Here is a 14,620-nt window from a genome sequence, read left to right as displayed (position 1 = left end):
CTAACCTGGAGGCATGGACGTGAACGCGGCGGTTGCCGCAGCGGCAGCGATCGCCGGGTTGTGCACCGGCGTCATCGCCATGCTGGCGTTCCGCTGGAGCGAACGCGACCAGGCGAGACCCACCCGCACCTCTCTGCACACCGACGCCGCGCTGCCGCCCGGCGTCGACACGGTCCTTTCCGTACTCCGCTCCTCCGCGGTCGTCCTCGACGAGAGCGACGCCGTGGTCAAGGCCAGCTCCGCGGCGTACGCCCTCGGCCTGGTCCGCGGCGGCAAGCTCGCGGTCGAGCCGATGCTGCACATGGCACGCGACACCCGGCGCGACGGTGAGATACGGCAGGTCGAACTGGACCTGCCCCGCCGCGGCACCGGCCGCGGCGAAGCCCTCGCCGTCTCCGCCCGCGTCGCACCGCTCGGCTCCCGCCTCGTCCTCCTGCTGGTGGAGGACCTCACCGAGGCCCGCCGTATCGAAGCGGTACGACGCGATTTCGTCGCCAACGTCAGCCACGAGCTCAAGACCCCCGTCGGCGCTCTCTCCCTGCTCTCCGAGGCGGTCATGGACGCCTCCGACGACCCCGAGGCGGTCACCCGCTTCGCCGGCCGCATGCAGATCGAGGCGACCCGGCTCACCAACCTCGTACAGGAACTCATCGACCTCTCCCGGGTGCAGAACGACGACCCGCTGGAGGACGCCGAGCCCGTACGCGTGGACGAACTGGTCGCCGAGGCCATCGACCGCTCCCGGCACCCCGCGTCCACCAAACAGATCACCATGGCCGTCGGCGGGACCACCGCGCCCGGCGCCGAGGGAGCCACCTCCGACCTGCACATCTGGGGCAACCGGGGCCAGCTCGCCGCCGCGCTCGGCAATCTCGTCGAGAACGCCGTCAACTACTCCCCGGCCCGCACCCGCGTCGGCATCTCCGCCCGCCGCATCACCGTGTCCGGCGGCGACCTCATCGAGATCGCCGTCACCGACCAGGGCATCGGGATCTCGGAGAAGGACCGCGAAAGGGTCTTCGAACGCTTCTACCGCGTCGACCCCGCCCGGTCCCGGGCCACCGGAGGCACCGGCCTCGGACTGGCCATCGTCAAACACGTGGCCGCCTCGCACGGCGGGGAGGTCACCGTGTGGAGCTCCGAGGGACAAGGCTCCACGTTCACCCTGCGGCTACCGGAAGCGGGAGCCGTGCGGGACCGTTCATCCACCGGCCCGGATCGCGTCGACGAGGACGACGACCGGCCCTTCGACAGCGAACCCTCTGACCAGAACACCGTGATCCCTGCCCCGGAGGTCCTTCCGTGACCCGAGTGCTCGTCGTCGAGGATGAGGAATCATTCAGCGACGCCCTGTCCTACATGCTCCGCAAAGAGGGCTTCGAGGTCGCCATCGCGACCACCGGCCCCGAGGGGCTCGACGAGTTCGAGCGCAACGGCGCCGACCTCGTCCTGCTCGACCTGATGCTGCCCGGACTGCCGGGCACCGAGGTGTGCCGTCAGCTGCGCGGCCGCTCCAACGTCCCGGTCATCATGGTGACCGCCAAGGACAGTGAGATCGACAAGGTCGTCGGCCTCGAAATAGGAGCCGACGACTACGTCACCAAGCCCTTCTCCTCACGGGAGCTGGTCGCCCGTATCCGTGCGGTGCTGCGCCGCCGCGGCGAGCCGGAGGAGGTCACCCCGGCAGCCCTGGAGGCCGGCCCGGTCCGGATGGACGTGGACCGCCATGTCGTCACGGTCTCCGGCGGCAAGGTCGACCTCCCGCTGAAGGAGTTCGACCTGCTGGAGATGCTGCTGCGCAACGCGGGCCGTGTGCTGACCCGTATGCAGCTGATCGACCGGGTGTGGGGCGCGGACTACGTCGGCGACACCAAGACGCTGGACGTCCACGTCAAGCGTCTGCGCGCCAAGATCGAGCCGGACCCGGGTGCGCCGCGCTATCTGGTGACGGTCCGGGGCCTCGGCTACAAGTTCGAGCCGTAGGCCGGCCCGGCCGGAGGCCTTCCCCTCCGAAGGGCCGTTCCGGGGCAGACATGAGGGCGCCCCGCCGGAGTCCCGGCGGGGCGCCCTCATGTCTGCTGTCAGTGCTCCGCGTCGCCCTCGGTCGAGGCGGAGGAGGAGTCCGAGGGGGTACCCGGCTCGCCCGACTCGCCGTTGCCCGGCTCGCCCGACGCTCCGGCCTCGCCCTCCGCCGGCTCCGAGGCGCCGTCCGACGGCTCGCTGCCGTGCTCGCCCTCCGGCGCGCCCGGGCTCTTCGACGGCTCGGCCGGGGGCGTCTGCACCGGCGGCTTCGGCAGGACGCTCGGGCCGAAGCCCTGGTAGTAGCCCGCGGCCGGGTGCACGAACGCCTCGAGCTTCACATCGCCGGTCTCGCTGAAGCGGACGACGACGTCCTGCACCCCGCCGATGTTCTTCGTCAGCTCACGGCCGTTCTCGAGCACCGCGGACGCGTTGCCCTTGCCGCCGACGATGATCGAGCCCAGAGCGGGGACGGTGACCGGGCCCGTGCCCTGGGCCGGGGACAGCTTCACCGTGCCGTTGACGCCCGGCAGCGTGACCGCGTCGATCGTCTGCGGCTCGGAGTCCTCGTTGAAGATCGTCGCGGAGAAGGTCGCGGGACCGTCGGTATCGCTCTGCGGCTGGGTGATCACCACCGCGTTCTGGATCTTGATCGCGTCGACCGAGACCTCGGCGTTGTCGGGCCTGACACCGAGCGTCTGGGCGTTCTCGCCCGCGCTGCAGGCGCCGAGCGCGAGGACGGAGAACGCGACGGCGGTGACGGCGAGGGCGCCGCGTCGAAGGCGGGCGCCCCCGGACGGAGTTTGGGGGAGGCTCACGGCGGCGGCATCTCCTTGAACGTTCGGACTGGCTACGGACGGGCCCCCGGCGCCCGGAGGCCTCGGGGAAGGTCGAACCGGCGCAATACCGGCCGGGGCCGCGTCAGTTCGCCGACAGATTACCGAGCCACCGCTCCCGCCCCGCACCCGACCCGCCCCTTCACCCGCGACGCGCCGCCCCGGGTACCGGCACATGCCCTGCCGGGCCACGCCCGATCATGTGCATTCGAACGCTGTTCACATATCCGAGATGATCAATTTCCCGGCCCGTCCGCATTCCCCGCGAATAGCTCCGGTGATCAATTCCGGATTCCCGGCCGCGTCCCTCCGTACGGGTGACCGACCGCCGAACGGAGTACGGGAAGTTCACCACTGGAAACCCGGCAAATCGGGATGTTCATCCACGCGCGGGGGCTCTGCGCGGTGTGTGACGTGTGCGTTTCTGTCCGCCTGTGCAGCCGCTCCGACCTGCGAATACCTCGTTCCGCAGACCGTCCGCAGCACGTCCACGTTGCAGTTGTCAAGCCCCGAGATATGCCCTGACCTGCGAAAACGCCATTCAGAAGAAGCCGTATCCGTGTTACCCTGGATAGCCACGGAAGGGGTACCTGTCACATGACGTTCAAGGTTGGCGACACCGTGGTCTATCCCCATCACGGGGCCGCGCTGATCGAGGCCATCGAAACTCGCCAGATCAAAGGCGTGGACAAGACCTACTTGGTGCTCAAGGTCGCTCAGGGCGACCTGACGGTGCGCGTGCCGGCGGACAATGCGGAGTTCGTCGGGGTACGCGATGTGGTCGGGCAGGACGGGCTGGACCGGGTCTTCGAGGTGCTGCGCGCGCCGTACGCCGAAGAGCCGACGAACTGGTCCCGTCGCTACAAGGCAAATCTCGAGAAGCTCGCCTCCGGCGATGTCATCAAGGTCGCCGAAGTAGTGCGCGACCTGTGGCGTCGTGAGCGTGAGCGTGGTCTTTCCGCAGGTGAGAAGCGGATGCTCGCCAAGGCTCGCCAGATCCTGGTGAGCGAGCTCGCGCTTGCGGAGAACACCAACGAAGACAAGGCCGAGGCTCTGCTCGACGAGGTCCTCGCGTCCTGACGCAGCTGCGCCGGATGCAAAAGCTGCTATCCACATAGTGCCGCGGTGCCCGCTGACAAGCTGTGACTACAGTTCTGTCGCCGGGCGCTGCGGCATGTTCGTCTCGCGTTCACAGCGGTACCCCACCCTGTGGTGTGCCGGGCCCGGGCGGCTGGCGCAGACCGATGGTCACGGAAGGGTCCGGTCAAGGCGTCGCGCCCGGCACTCCCCCAACCTACGGTCGGGGGTACCCCCAGGCCATACCCATGTCGGCCGAGGAAACAAACCTGCCGGAGTGCAACCGATGTCTGACCAAACGCGTCCGTCCCGTACCGCAGCGGTGATCCCGGCCGCCGGCAAGGGCGTACGGCTCGGCCCCGGCGCTCCCAAGGCGCTCCGCACGCTGAGCGGCACACCCATGCTCGTCCACGCCGTACGGGCCATGGCCGCCTCCCGCGCCGTGTCCCTCGTCGTGGTCGTCGCTCCGCCCGACGACGTCGCCGGCGTGAAGAACGTCCTCGCCGAACACGCCATGTCCGACCGCACCGAGGTCCTCGTCGTCGCAGGCGGCGACACCCGCCAGGACTCCGTACGGCTCGGCCTCGACGCCCTGCCCGAGGACATCGGCATCGTCCTCGTCCACGACGCGGCGCGACCCCTCGTACCCGTCGACACCGTCGACGGCGTCATCGAAGCCGTACGCGACGGAGCGCAGGCCGTCGTGCCCGCCCTCCCGCTCGCCGACACCGTCAAGGAAGTCGAACCCGCCGAGAAGGGCGAACCCGAACCGGTCGTCGCCACCCCCGAGCGGGCCCGGCTGCGCGCCGTGCAGACCCCCCAGGGCTTCGACCGGGACACCCTCGTGCGCGCCCACCACATCGTCCGGCCGGACGGCGAGGGCGCCACCGACTGTGCCGGGATGGTCGAGCGGCTCGGCGGCCCGGTCGTCGTCGTCCCCGGACACGAAGAGGCCTTCAAGGTGACCCGCCCCCTGGACCTCGTCCTCGCCGAGGCCGTACTCGCCCGCAGGAGGGCCAATGACGGCTTCTAGCCACCCGCCCGTGCCGCAGATCGGCATCGGCACCGACGTCCACGCCTTCGAAGAGGGCCGCGAGCTGTGGTGCGCCGGCCTGCTGTGGGACGGCCCCGACGGCGGTCATGGCCTCGCCGGACACTCCGACGGCGACGTCGCCGCCCACGCCGCCTGCGACGCGCTCTTCTCCGCCGCCGGTGTCGGCGACCTCGGCGCCCACTTCGGCACCTCACGGCCCGAGTGGTCCGGCGCCTCGGGCGTCACCCTCCTCACCGAGGCGGCCCGGATCGTGCGCGCCGAAGGATTCGAGATCGGGAACGTCGCCATCCAGGTCATCGGCGTACGGCCCAAGATCGGCAAGCGCCGGGACGAGGCCCAGAAGGCGCTCGGAGCGGCGGTCGGCGCCCCGGTCTCCGTCTCCGGCACGACCACCGACGGCCTCGGGCTCACCGGCCGGGCCGAGGGCCTCGCCGCCATCGCCACGGCGCTGGTCTACCGGGCCCCGGCGCCCGCGTCGCCGTGAGCCTCACCACCCTCGGGCCCGCCGGCATCCCCGGGCGTCGCCGGTACGGGTGAACCACCCGGCCGCGGCCCACTCCGACACGACGTCGGACAGGGCCCCGGCAAGGCGTCGTACAACACGTCGTACAAACGTCACGAACTTGTCCCCGCGGCCCGAAAGGGTCGCGGGGCACTGCCGTGGGCCCACTACCCTTGTTGCGTGACCATTCGCCTGTACGACACCAGCGCCCGGCAGATCCGTGACTTCTCCCCGCTCACGCCGGGCTGTGTCTCGATCTACCTCTGTGGCGCGACCGTGCAGGCCGCCCCGCACATCGGGCACATCAGGTCGGGACTGAACTTCGACATCATGCGCCGCTGGTTCGAGTACCGCGGCTACGACGTGACCTTCATCCGCAACGTGACCGACATCGACGACAAGATCATCACCAAGTCGTCCGAGCAGAACCGCCCCTGGTGGTCCATCGGTTACGAGAACGAGCGCGCCTTCAACGACGGCTACACCGCCCTCGGCTGCCTGCCGCCCACGTACGAGCCGCGTGCCACCGGCCACATCACCGAGATGGTCGAGATGATGCGCGGCCTCATCGAGCGCGGCCACGCCTACGAGGCCGAGGGCAACGTCTACTTCGACGTGAAGTCCTTCCCCGGCTATCTCGAACTGTCCAACCAGGACCTCGACGACCTGCGCCAGCCCTCCGGCGAGGGCGAGACCGGCAAGCGCGACCCCCGCGATTTCGCCATGTGGAAGTCCACCAGGCCCGGCGAGCCCAGCTGGGAGACCCCGTGGGGCCGCGGCCGTCCCGGCTGGCACCTCGAGTGCTCCGCCATGGCGCACAAGTACCTGGGCACCGCCTTCGACATCCACGGCGGCGGACTCGACCTGATCTTCCCGCACCACGAGAACGAGATCGCGCAGGCCAAGGCCTACGGGGACGAGTTCGCCAGGTACTGGGTGCACAACGCCTGGGTCACCATGAGCGGCGAGAAGATGTCCAAGTCGCTCGGCAACTCGGTGCTCGTCTCCGAGATGGTCAAGAACTGGCGCCCCATCGTCCTGCGCTACTACCTCGGCACCCCGCACTACCGGTCCATGATCGAGTACAGCGAGGAAGCGCTGCGCGAGGCCGAGTCCGCCTTCGCCCGCATCGAGGGCTTCATCCAGCGCGTCACCGAGAAGGCCGGGGAAGCCGTCCCCGCCGCGGACGAGGTGCCGCCCGCGTTCGCCGAAGCCATGGACGACGACCTGGGCGTGCCCCAGGCCCTCGCCATCGTCCACACCACCGTCCGCCAGGGGAACTCCGCACTGGCGGCCGACGACAAGGAAGCCGCCGTCGCGCGCCTCGCCGAGGTCCGCGCCATGCTCGGCGTCCTCGGCCTGGACCCGCTCGACCAGCACTGGGCCGGCGAGACCGACCGCGGCGAAGACCTCCACGGCGCCGTCGACACCCTCGTACGCCTCGTGCTCCAGCAGCGCGAAGCGGCCCGGGCCCGCAAGGACTGGGGCACCGCCGACGCCATCCGCGACCAGCTCACCCAGTCCGGACTCGTCATCGAAGACGGTCCCGACGGGCCACGGTGGACCCTCGGCCCCCGCTGAGCACCCATGCAGATGTGCCGCCCGGCCCGCCGGGCGGCACACTTTCTTACATACGCACGCACGCAGACTTGAAGAAACAGGGAAACAGGTAGTCATGGCCGGGAACAGCCAGCGCAGGAACCGCCGCACGTCCAACAAGAAGGGCGCGCAGGTCGGCAGCGGTGGCCAGCGACGCCGCGGCCTCGAAGGCAAGGGCCCCACCCCGCCCGCGTCCGCCCGCAAGGGCCACAAGAAGAACCGCATCGCCACCGCCCAGGCCAAGAAGGCCGTCGGCCGGCGCCCCGTCGCCCGCCGCGGCGGCAAGGGCACCTCCGAGATGGTCGTCGGCCGCAACCCCGTCTTCGAGGCCCTGCGCGACGGCGTCCCCGCCTCCACGCTCTACGTCCAGCAGTTCATCGACAACGACGAGCGCGTACGCGAGGCTCTCCAGCTCGCCACCGGCCGCGGCAACATCAACATCATGGAAGCCCCGCGGCCCGAGCTCGACCGCATGACCAACGGGCTCAACCACCAGGGCCTCGTCCTCCAGGTCCCGCCCTACGAGTACGCGCACCCCGAGGACCTCGCGGCCGCCGCCTTCGACGACGGCGAGGACCCGCTCATCGTCGCTCTCGACGGCGTCACCGACCCGCGCAACCTCGGCGCCGTCGTCCGCTCCGTCGCCGCCTTCGGCGGCCACGGCGTCGTCGTCCCCGAGCGCCGCGCCGCCGGCATGACCGCCGGTGCCTGGAAGACCTCCGCCGGCACCGCGGCCCGCACCCCCGTCGCGCGCGCCACCAACCTCACCCGCGCTCTGGAGTCGTACCAGAAGGCCGGACTCACCGTCGTCGGCCTCGCCGCCGACGGCGACCACGAGGTCGGCGACCTCACGGAACTCGGCGGCCCGCTCGTCATCGTCGTCGGCAGTGAGGGCAAGGGCCTGTCCCGGCTCGTCGGCGAGACCTGCGACTTCCTCGTCCGCATCCCGATGCCCGGCGGCGCCGAATCGCTCAACGCCGGTGTGGCCGCCGGTGTCGTCCTCTACGAGGCCGCCAAGCGCCGCGCCTGACACCGCATTTCCGCGCTTCCGACGCGTTAACCGGCCAATTCACCAGCCTTGACGGGTCTCGGACAGATAGGGCCCGTCACGGCAGTGTCCTAAGTCCACATCACTCGGTTAGATGAGTGTGGACACCAGAACGCCCCGGCCCGGGTTCGATGATCAGCCTGCGCTGAGCATGGTCAAGGTTGACTGCGATCCCGCGCAGGTCATCGTGAACCACGCCAGCTTCCGGGTGCAGCTCGCCCAGAGCCCGCGCCCCGCACGTGCCCTCGCGCAGACCGCCTTCATTCCCGTCGTCGGCGCGGCCGGCCGGGTGGTGCGCAGGCGGGCGCCCGTCGTCTGGAGCGGAAAGTCGGCGCCCGGGGACGCCGGCGCCACCGGCCTGCTCCAGGCCGTACGCAACACCACCGCCGGGCGCGACGCCTACGACAGCGACCGCTACGACAGCGACCGCTACGACACCGGCGCCACGCAGACCATCCCGCGCCTCGACCTCGCCGAGGACACCGAGCCGACCCCCGTCGTCCCCGCCCCCGGCGGCGGCGACCGGCCCCTCCTGCCGCCCATGCGGCAGGCCGTCGGCGCCTACGACTCGTACCACTCCCACGGCCAGGAGCCGTACGAGGACGACGAGTTCGACCTGAGCGAGCACGGTGACGACGACCGCCCGCAGCGCCACGGCGCCGACACCGTCCGGCACGCCTACTACCCCGGCCGCCGGATGAACCTCGGAGTGGTGCTGCTGCCGCTGCGCGTGTTCCTCGGCTTCATCTCCATCTACGCCGGCATGGGCAAACTGTGCGACCCCGTCTACTTCGACGGCGGCGAACGCGGCTCCATGGTGAAGTGGCTCAACTCCCTCCACCCGTGGGCCCTTGCCGAACCCCTGCGGGACTTCGCCCTCTCCCACCCCGTCGGCGCGGGCCTCACCGTCGCCTTCCTCCAGGTCGTCGTCGGCGTCCTCACCGTGCTCGGCCTCTGGCAGCGCGTCGCCGCGGTGATCGGCGTCCTCCTGTCGGCCGCACTGATCCTCACCGTCAGCTGGAAGACCGTCCCCGCCTACGACGCGCCGGACATCATCTACCTCGCCGCCTGGTCCCCGCTGATCATCGCGGGCGCCCCCGTGTACTCCATCGACGGACGCCTCGCGGGCGAGGCCTGGCGCAAACTCGGCCCCCGCTCCGAACTGTGGGAACTGCGGCAGCGTGTGCTGCGCCGCGGAGCGATCGTCGCCTCCGTCGTCGTCGGCCTCACCCTGCTCATCGGCTCCGTACTCGGCGGAGCCGTCCGCTCCACCGACATGGTCACCGTCCCCGGGCCCAACCAGGACCCGACCAACCACCGCCCCGGCTCCCCGCTGGAGCAGGAGCCGACCACCGGACGCAGCTCCTCCGGCCCGTCCGGTGACGCCGACAGGCCCACCCCGTCCGCGAGCCGCGCCGAGACCCCCGAGCAGGAGAAGTCGACGCCCTCGCAGGAGGCCGTGCGCGAGAGCGGACGCGTCGCCGAACGCCCCAGCGAGACACAGGGAAGCAGCCAGGAACAGCCCGGCCGCTCCGAGCCGGCCGAGGAACCCCCGGCGGGCAGCTCGGGCCCCAGCTCCAGCGGCGGCGGTGGTGACGGCTCCGGCGGCGGCGGTGACGGCGGCGGCTCCTCCTCCGGCGGGAACTCCGGAGGCTCGTCGGGCGGATCCGGTGGCGGTTCGAGCGGCGGGCGCGTGATCGGCGGCCTGCTCGGCTGACCCACGCCCCAGCACGAAGCACCACGACGCACCACGACGAAGAGGCGGCCACCGGGAGTCCGGTGGCCGCCTCTTCGTCGTGTCCGGGCCCCCTCGCGGGGTCCGGCGGGCCCGAGCCGGGCCCACCGGGCTCCGTGCGGCGCTGCACGGGCCCGTACGGGGCCTGCGGACGCCGGCCGGGGGGTTGTTCGGGGGTTCGGGGAACGCGGCGCCTCAGCGGGCCTGCGCGGCAAGCTCCTTGGCCGCTTCCGTCAGATCCTTCGCCGTGTCGATCGCCCGCCAGTACGCGCCGTTCGGCAGCGGGAACCCGGCCAGACGCCTCTCCCGCGCCAGCCCCGGGAACGTGGTCCGCTCATGGTCGCCCCGGTCCGGCAGAAGCTCCGTGAAGGCCGAGGAGAACACGTACACACCGGCGTTGATCAGATACGGCGACGGCGGCGACTCGATGAAGTCGGTGATGTGACCGAACGCGTCGGTCTCGACCGCGCCCCACGGGATCCGGGGACGGGCCAGCGCGAGCGTCGCGAAGGCGTCACGCTCGGTGTGGAAGGCCGCCATGTCCCGCAGCGAGAAACGGGTCCAGATGTCACCGTTCGTCGCGTACCAGGGCTCGTCGGGGGCCGGGAGATGCCCGGCGGCGTACTTCAGACCGCCGCCGCGGCCCAGGGGTTCGCTCTCGACGACCGTCGTCACCCGCAGCGGCAGGTCCGCGCCCTCCAGCCACTCCTGGAGAACCTCGGCGAGATGACCGCAGGAGACGACGGCGTCCGTCACGCCCTCCGAGGCCAGCCAGGCAAGCTGATGGCCGATGATCGGGGTCCCGGTGCCCGGGATCTCGACCATCGGCTTGGGGCGGTCGTCGGTGTACGGGCGCAGCCGCGAGCCCTGGCCGCCGGCCAGGACCACGGCCTGCGTCGGATACGTAGGCGTTTGCATGCCGTGAACGATATGCGGCGCAGGCGAGGACAAGCGGCGTGGGCCGCGGCCGGCCGGTCAGCTCCCCTGCGTCTGCTGGGCGACGCCGGTGGCGAAGGAGGTGTCGCAGACGGGCTGCGAGTACGTCTGGGCGCGAGTCGGCCCGAACCGGTCCACGGCCGCGCGGCCGAGAGCCTTCGCGATCGACATGCAGTGCTTGGCGAGGGACGGACGCTCCTCCACCTCACGCTGGAGATGGGTCAGGGCGACGCTGGGGTCCTTCTCCTGGAGCTCGGCGAGGAGCCGGTCACGGAGAACATCCTGCGGCGCGCGTGACGTGGCGCGGACGGAGACGTTCTGGGAAGAGGCGGTGAGCATCTGCGACTCGCCGGAATGCCCGGCCCACGGCACGCTGGTGACCGCGAGGGTTCCGGAGAGCACCAGGACGACGGGCAGAACGAGAGCGAGAGTGCGGCCGATTCGGCGTGCTGTGTGGGTCACGCGAGCGAGCGTAGCGGTCAGTGATGATTTGGCGACATTTAGTCACTCGCCCGGGGGATGGTTCGACGAAGCTTTTCGAATCAGGTGTTGACGAGTGATGGTGAAATGCCCGAAGTGTTGGGTTATTTGTCGACACGCAAAAACGGCCCCGCAAGAACTGCGGGGCCGTTTCGGCGAGTTGCGCGCGACGCCGGAGCGTCAGTTGCTCAGACGCTCGCCCGACGAGGTCGCGAAGACGTGGATCTCACCCGGACGCGGCACGACGTGCAGCTCCGCGCCCTTCTCCGGCACGGCACGGCCACCGACGCGGACCACGAGGTCCTTGTGCTCGCCGCCGACCTGGGCCGAGCCGTAGACGTAACCGTCGGCGCCCAGCTCCTCCACGACGTTCACGGAGACCGCGAGACCCGCGGGCGCGTCCTCGGTGTCCTTCGACAGCGACTTCGCCGCGGCGCCGTTGTGCTCGACGACGTCGAAGTGCTCCGGGCGGACACCGACGGTGACCGTCGTGTCGCCGCGGTCCGCGGCGGCGGTCAGCGCCTCACGGGAGACCGGGACGACACTGTTGCCGAACTTCACACCGCCGTCGGTGATCGGAACCTCGACGAGGTTCATCGCCGGCGAACCGATGAAGCCGGCGACGAAGAGGTTCGCCGGCCGGTCGTACATGTTGCGCGGCGAGTCGACCTGCTGGAGCAGACCGTCCTTGAGGACCGCGACCCGGTCGCCCATCGTCATGGCCTCGACCTGGTCGTGCGTGACGTACACGGTCGTGATCCCCAGACGGCGCTGAAGGCTCGCGATCTGCGTACGCGTCGACACACGGAGCTTGGCGTCGAGGTTCGACAGCGGCTCGTCCATGAGGAAGACCTGCGGCTCCCGCACGATGGCCCGCCCCATCGCCACACGCTGCCGCTGACCACCCGAGAGCGCCTTCGGCTTACGGTCCAGGTACTCGCTGAGGTCGAGGATCTTCGCGGCTTCCTCGACCTTCTGGCGGATGGTGGACTTGTTGACGCCGGCGATCTTGAGCGCGAAGCCCATGTTGTCGGCGACGGTCATGTGCGGGTACAGCGCGTAGTTCTGGAACACCATGGCGATGTCCCGGTCCTTGGGCGGCAGGTGCGTGACGTCGCGGTCACCGATCCGGATGGACCCGGCGTTGACGTCCTCGAGCCCGGCGAGCATGCGCAGGGAGGTGGACTTGCCGCAGCCGGAGGGACCGACGAGGACGAGGAACTCCCCGTCCTGGGTCTCGATCTCGAGCTGATCGACGGCGGGCTTCTCGGTACCCGGGTAGATCCGGGTCGCCTTGTCGAACGTGACAGTGGCCATGGTGAGGCTGCTCCTTCACCGGCAGGAACGTGCCGGACGATCCGTTGTAAGGGAGTGGTGTAGTCCAGTTGAGCGGACTTGCCGTGACGCTACCTGGCGATGTGTGTTCTGTCAGTAGGGGAGGGGGAGGGAATATTCGGGGGTGAGGAGGTTGGGTGGCAGAGCAACCCACTTTTGACCGTGCCCACCCACGCGGGCGAGCTTCCTGCTTCAACACTCATTGCCGACCCGGCACGGCCGTCGAGGCCGCACCTGGCCGGTCTTATGGGAGCTCCACGGGCATTCCGGCCGACGGCCCGTCGGTCCGTGACGCACATTGCCGGCTCGTCTCTAGGAGGTGAGGAGAATCTCCGGCAGTTCCGATGCCTTGATCACCGGTGGTGCCACTCTCCCCGGGGGCAACGCGGCGGCGACCAGCCAGTACAGCCGCATTCCTTCGTCCCGGAGATTCACGGCCGCGTTTCTGTCACGATCATGCACCGCACCGCAGTTCGTGCAGGTCCATTCCCGAACGGAGACGTCCAGACGCGGCCCCTTGGTGTGGCAGGACGAGCAGCGACGGGTGGACGGGAAGAATCGGTCGACGATCACCAGAGTCCGTCCGTACCAAGCGCACTTGTAGCGCAGTTGCCGCAGCAGTTCGCCCCAGGCGGCATCCTTGATCGCCTGATTCAGTCTTGCCTTCCGTTGCCGGCCCTTGCCGACGGCAGGCCGCAGGAGGTTGGCGACGGGCAGGTCCTCCACCACGAGCACTTGGTTCTCGCGCACGAGGCGGGTGGTGAGCTGGTCGAGCATGTCCCTGCGCACATCGCTGATGAGGGCGTAGAGCCTGGCGATCTTCAGTCTGGCCTTGTTGCGGTTCCGGGATCCCTTCTTTCTGCGGTGAAGCTCCTTCTGGTGGTGAGCCAACTCCGTTGCGTACTTCTTCAGCAGCCGTGGGTGATCGAGCTTCGTACCGTCGTCCAGTGTCACCAGGCTCGCCAGGCCGAGATCGAGGCCGACGGCCTTCGGTTCCCGGCCGCCGGGCAGGAACACCGGCGGGAGAGGAACGATCCGCTCCTCTGTCAGCACCGCCACGAAATACCGTCCGGCTCTGTCCCGCGTCACCGTCAGCTTCAGCGGAACTTCCCCGCCGGGCAGCGGGCGGGACCAGCGCACGTCCAGCGGAACTGTCTGTTTGGCCAACGTGATCACGCCGGTCCCGGGGCGCTCCGTATCCTCGATCCAGCGAAAGCCGGTGCGGACATAGGTTGCCGAGTTGCGGGACCGGCGCTTCGTCTTCTGCTTCGGGTGCTTGGCTGAGTTCTTGAAGAACCGGGCGAACGCGCCGTCCAGGTGCCGCAGCGCCTGCTGCAGCACCGTCGACGAGACATCCTGCAGCCACGACGTCTCCACAGCCCTTCGCCACCCGGTCAGTGCCCGGCACGTCTCGGCGAAACCGACGGACACCCGGTGCTTCTCCCAGGCAACGGTACGGAGGGCGAGTGCTTCGTTGTAGACCCACCGGCAGGCGCCGAAGGTCCGCTCCAGCTGAGCGGCTTGTTCCGGCGTCGGGTAGAACCGGTAGCGATAGACACGCTGTTGTGTCCCCGGCTGCTTTGCCCGGCCCTTCAGCGGTTCTGCCGCACGGCCGTGATGCTTTCGGCGGCCGCTGATGCCGAGCGCCTCGCGCTTCACGCGCTCGGCATCAGCGCCGGCGACGCGCATCGGCTTCTCCGGTGAATCCGCCATGACCCCACCCCCGGTCCGATCTTCAGAACGGCACACCAGTCCGTTCAACGAACGGTTGGGCGAGTGGTTACGAAGGTCGAATCTTCTTGGCCGACGGGTTCGGCCGCTGTGTAGAGTGGTCACGCCTTCGCGCGGCCCTGAGCACGCGCAATGCCGCCTTAGCTCAGTTGGCAGAGCGGTTGCCTTGTAAGCTCCAGGTCGTCGGTTCGATTCCGACAGGCGGCTCAGACCACGTCAGTGCCCCGGACCGCATCGGTCCGGGGCACTGGTGCGTTCCGGGCCTTTC

At 69.9% G+C, this 14,620-nt stretch carries 13 protein-coding genes and 1 tRNA gene; 9 read left to right on the top strand and 5 right to left on the bottom strand.

Annotated elements, in window-relative coordinates:
- Positions 1-13: 13 nt before the first annotated feature.
- A complete protein-coding gene (locus OHA05_RS16615) occupies positions 14-1,306 on the top strand; it encodes a sensor histidine kinase (RefSeq protein ID WP_328861036.1) in 1,293 nt (430 codons plus the stop codon).
- Positions 1,303-1,983: a response regulator transcription factor gene (locus OHA05_RS16610; RefSeq protein WP_142217884.1), complete on the top strand. Its 681-nt coding sequence runs from the start codon at positions 1,303-1,305 to the stop codon at positions 1,981-1,983. The genes OHA05_RS16615 and OHA05_RS16610 overlap by 4 nt, the downstream gene beginning before the upstream one ends.
- Before the next feature lie 98 nt (positions 1,984-2,081).
- Here OHA05_RS16610 and OHA05_RS16605 read toward each other — a convergent pair whose 3' ends face one another.
- Positions 2,082-2,837 carry a DUF461 domain-containing protein gene (locus tag OHA05_RS16605; protein WP_313945582.1) on the bottom strand — a complete coding sequence of 252 codons (756 nt, stop codon included), beginning with the start codon at positions 2,835-2,837 and terminating at the stop codon, positions 2,082-2,084.
- A gap of 615 nt (positions 2,838-3,452) precedes the next feature.
- On the opposite strand from OHA05_RS16605, the gene OHA05_RS16600 reads away from it, so the two are divergent.
- From OHA05_RS16600 to OHA05_RS16575, 6 genes are all read left to right on the top strand, one after another.
- Positions 3,453-3,935, top strand: coding sequence for a CarD family transcriptional regulator (locus OHA05_RS16600; protein ID WP_003953493.1), 483 nt, complete (start codon positions 3,453-3,455; stop codon positions 3,933-3,935).
- Positions 3,936-4,218: 283 nt separating this feature from the next.
- On the top strand, positions 4,219-4,965 hold the full coding sequence (gene ispD, locus OHA05_RS16595) for a 2-C-methyl-D-erythritol 4-phosphate cytidylyltransferase (protein WP_313945583.1): 747 nt from the start codon (positions 4,219-4,221) through the stop codon (positions 4,963-4,965).
- The gene (gene ispF, locus OHA05_RS16590) at positions 4,952-5,470 is read left to right on the top strand and encodes a 2-C-methyl-D-erythritol 2,4-cyclodiphosphate synthase (RefSeq protein WP_313945584.1); all 519 of its coding nucleotides are present in this window, start codon (positions 4,952-4,954) and stop codon (positions 5,468-5,470) included. Before ispD ends, ispF begins: the two co-directional genes overlap by 14 nt.
- 198 nt (positions 5,471-5,668) lie before the next feature.
- The gene (gene cysS, locus OHA05_RS16585) at positions 5,669-7,069 is read left to right on the top strand and encodes a cysteine--tRNA ligase (RefSeq protein ID WP_328861035.1); all 1,401 of its coding nucleotides are present in this window, start codon (positions 5,669-5,671) and stop codon (positions 7,067-7,069) included.
- Between the two features lie 94 nt (positions 7,070-7,163).
- On the top strand, positions 7,164-8,117 hold the full coding sequence (gene rlmB, locus OHA05_RS16580) for a 23S rRNA (guanosine(2251)-2'-O)-methyltransferase RlmB (RefSeq protein ID WP_313945586.1): 954 nt from the start codon (positions 7,164-7,166) through the stop codon (positions 8,115-8,117).
- Between the two features lie 169 nt (positions 8,118-8,286).
- Entirely contained in the window at positions 8,287-9,852 is a 1,566-nt protein-coding gene (locus tag OHA05_RS16575; protein WP_328861034.1) for a DoxX family membrane protein, read from the top strand.
- Positions 9,853-10,065: 213 nt separating this feature from the next.
- Here OHA05_RS16575 and OHA05_RS16570 read toward each other — a convergent pair whose 3' ends face one another.
- The 4 genes from OHA05_RS16570 to OHA05_RS16555 form a co-directional block, all read right to left on the bottom strand.
- Positions 10,066-10,788: a nucleotidyltransferase family protein gene (locus tag OHA05_RS16570; protein WP_313945588.1), complete on the bottom strand. Its 723-nt coding sequence runs from the start codon at positions 10,786-10,788 to the stop codon at positions 10,066-10,068.
- Between the two features lie 57 nt (positions 10,789-10,845).
- Complete coding sequence (locus OHA05_RS16565; RefSeq protein ID WP_313945589.1) at positions 10,846-11,268, bottom strand: hypothetical protein; 423 nt, start codon at positions 11,266-11,268, stop codon at positions 10,846-10,848.
- 198 nt (positions 11,269-11,466) lie between these two features.
- A complete protein-coding gene (locus tag OHA05_RS16560; RefSeq protein ID WP_313945590.1) occupies positions 11,467-12,603 on the bottom strand; it encodes an ABC transporter ATP-binding protein in 1,137 nt (378 codons plus the stop codon).
- Positions 12,604-12,933: 330 nt separating this feature from the next.
- Positions 12,934-14,334: an RNA-guided endonuclease InsQ/TnpB family protein gene (locus tag OHA05_RS16555; protein ID WP_328861033.1), complete on the bottom strand. Its 1,401-nt coding sequence runs from the start codon at positions 14,332-14,334 to the stop codon at positions 12,934-12,936.
- Between the two features lie 152 nt (positions 14,335-14,486).
- Between OHA05_RS16555 and OHA05_RS16550 the strand changes: the two genes are divergently transcribed.
- Positions 14,487-14,559: transfer RNA gene (locus OHA05_RS16550), tRNA-Thr, on the top strand.
- Positions 14,560-14,620: the final 61 nt, after the last annotated feature.

The sequence above is a fragment of the Streptomyces sp. NBC_00306 genome, from assembly GCF_036169555.1.
Classification (GTDB): domain Bacteria; phylum Actinomycetota; class Actinomycetes; order Streptomycetales; family Streptomycetaceae; genus Streptomyces; species Streptomyces achmelvichensis.
This window is presented reverse-complemented; position numbering and strand designations above follow the sequence as displayed.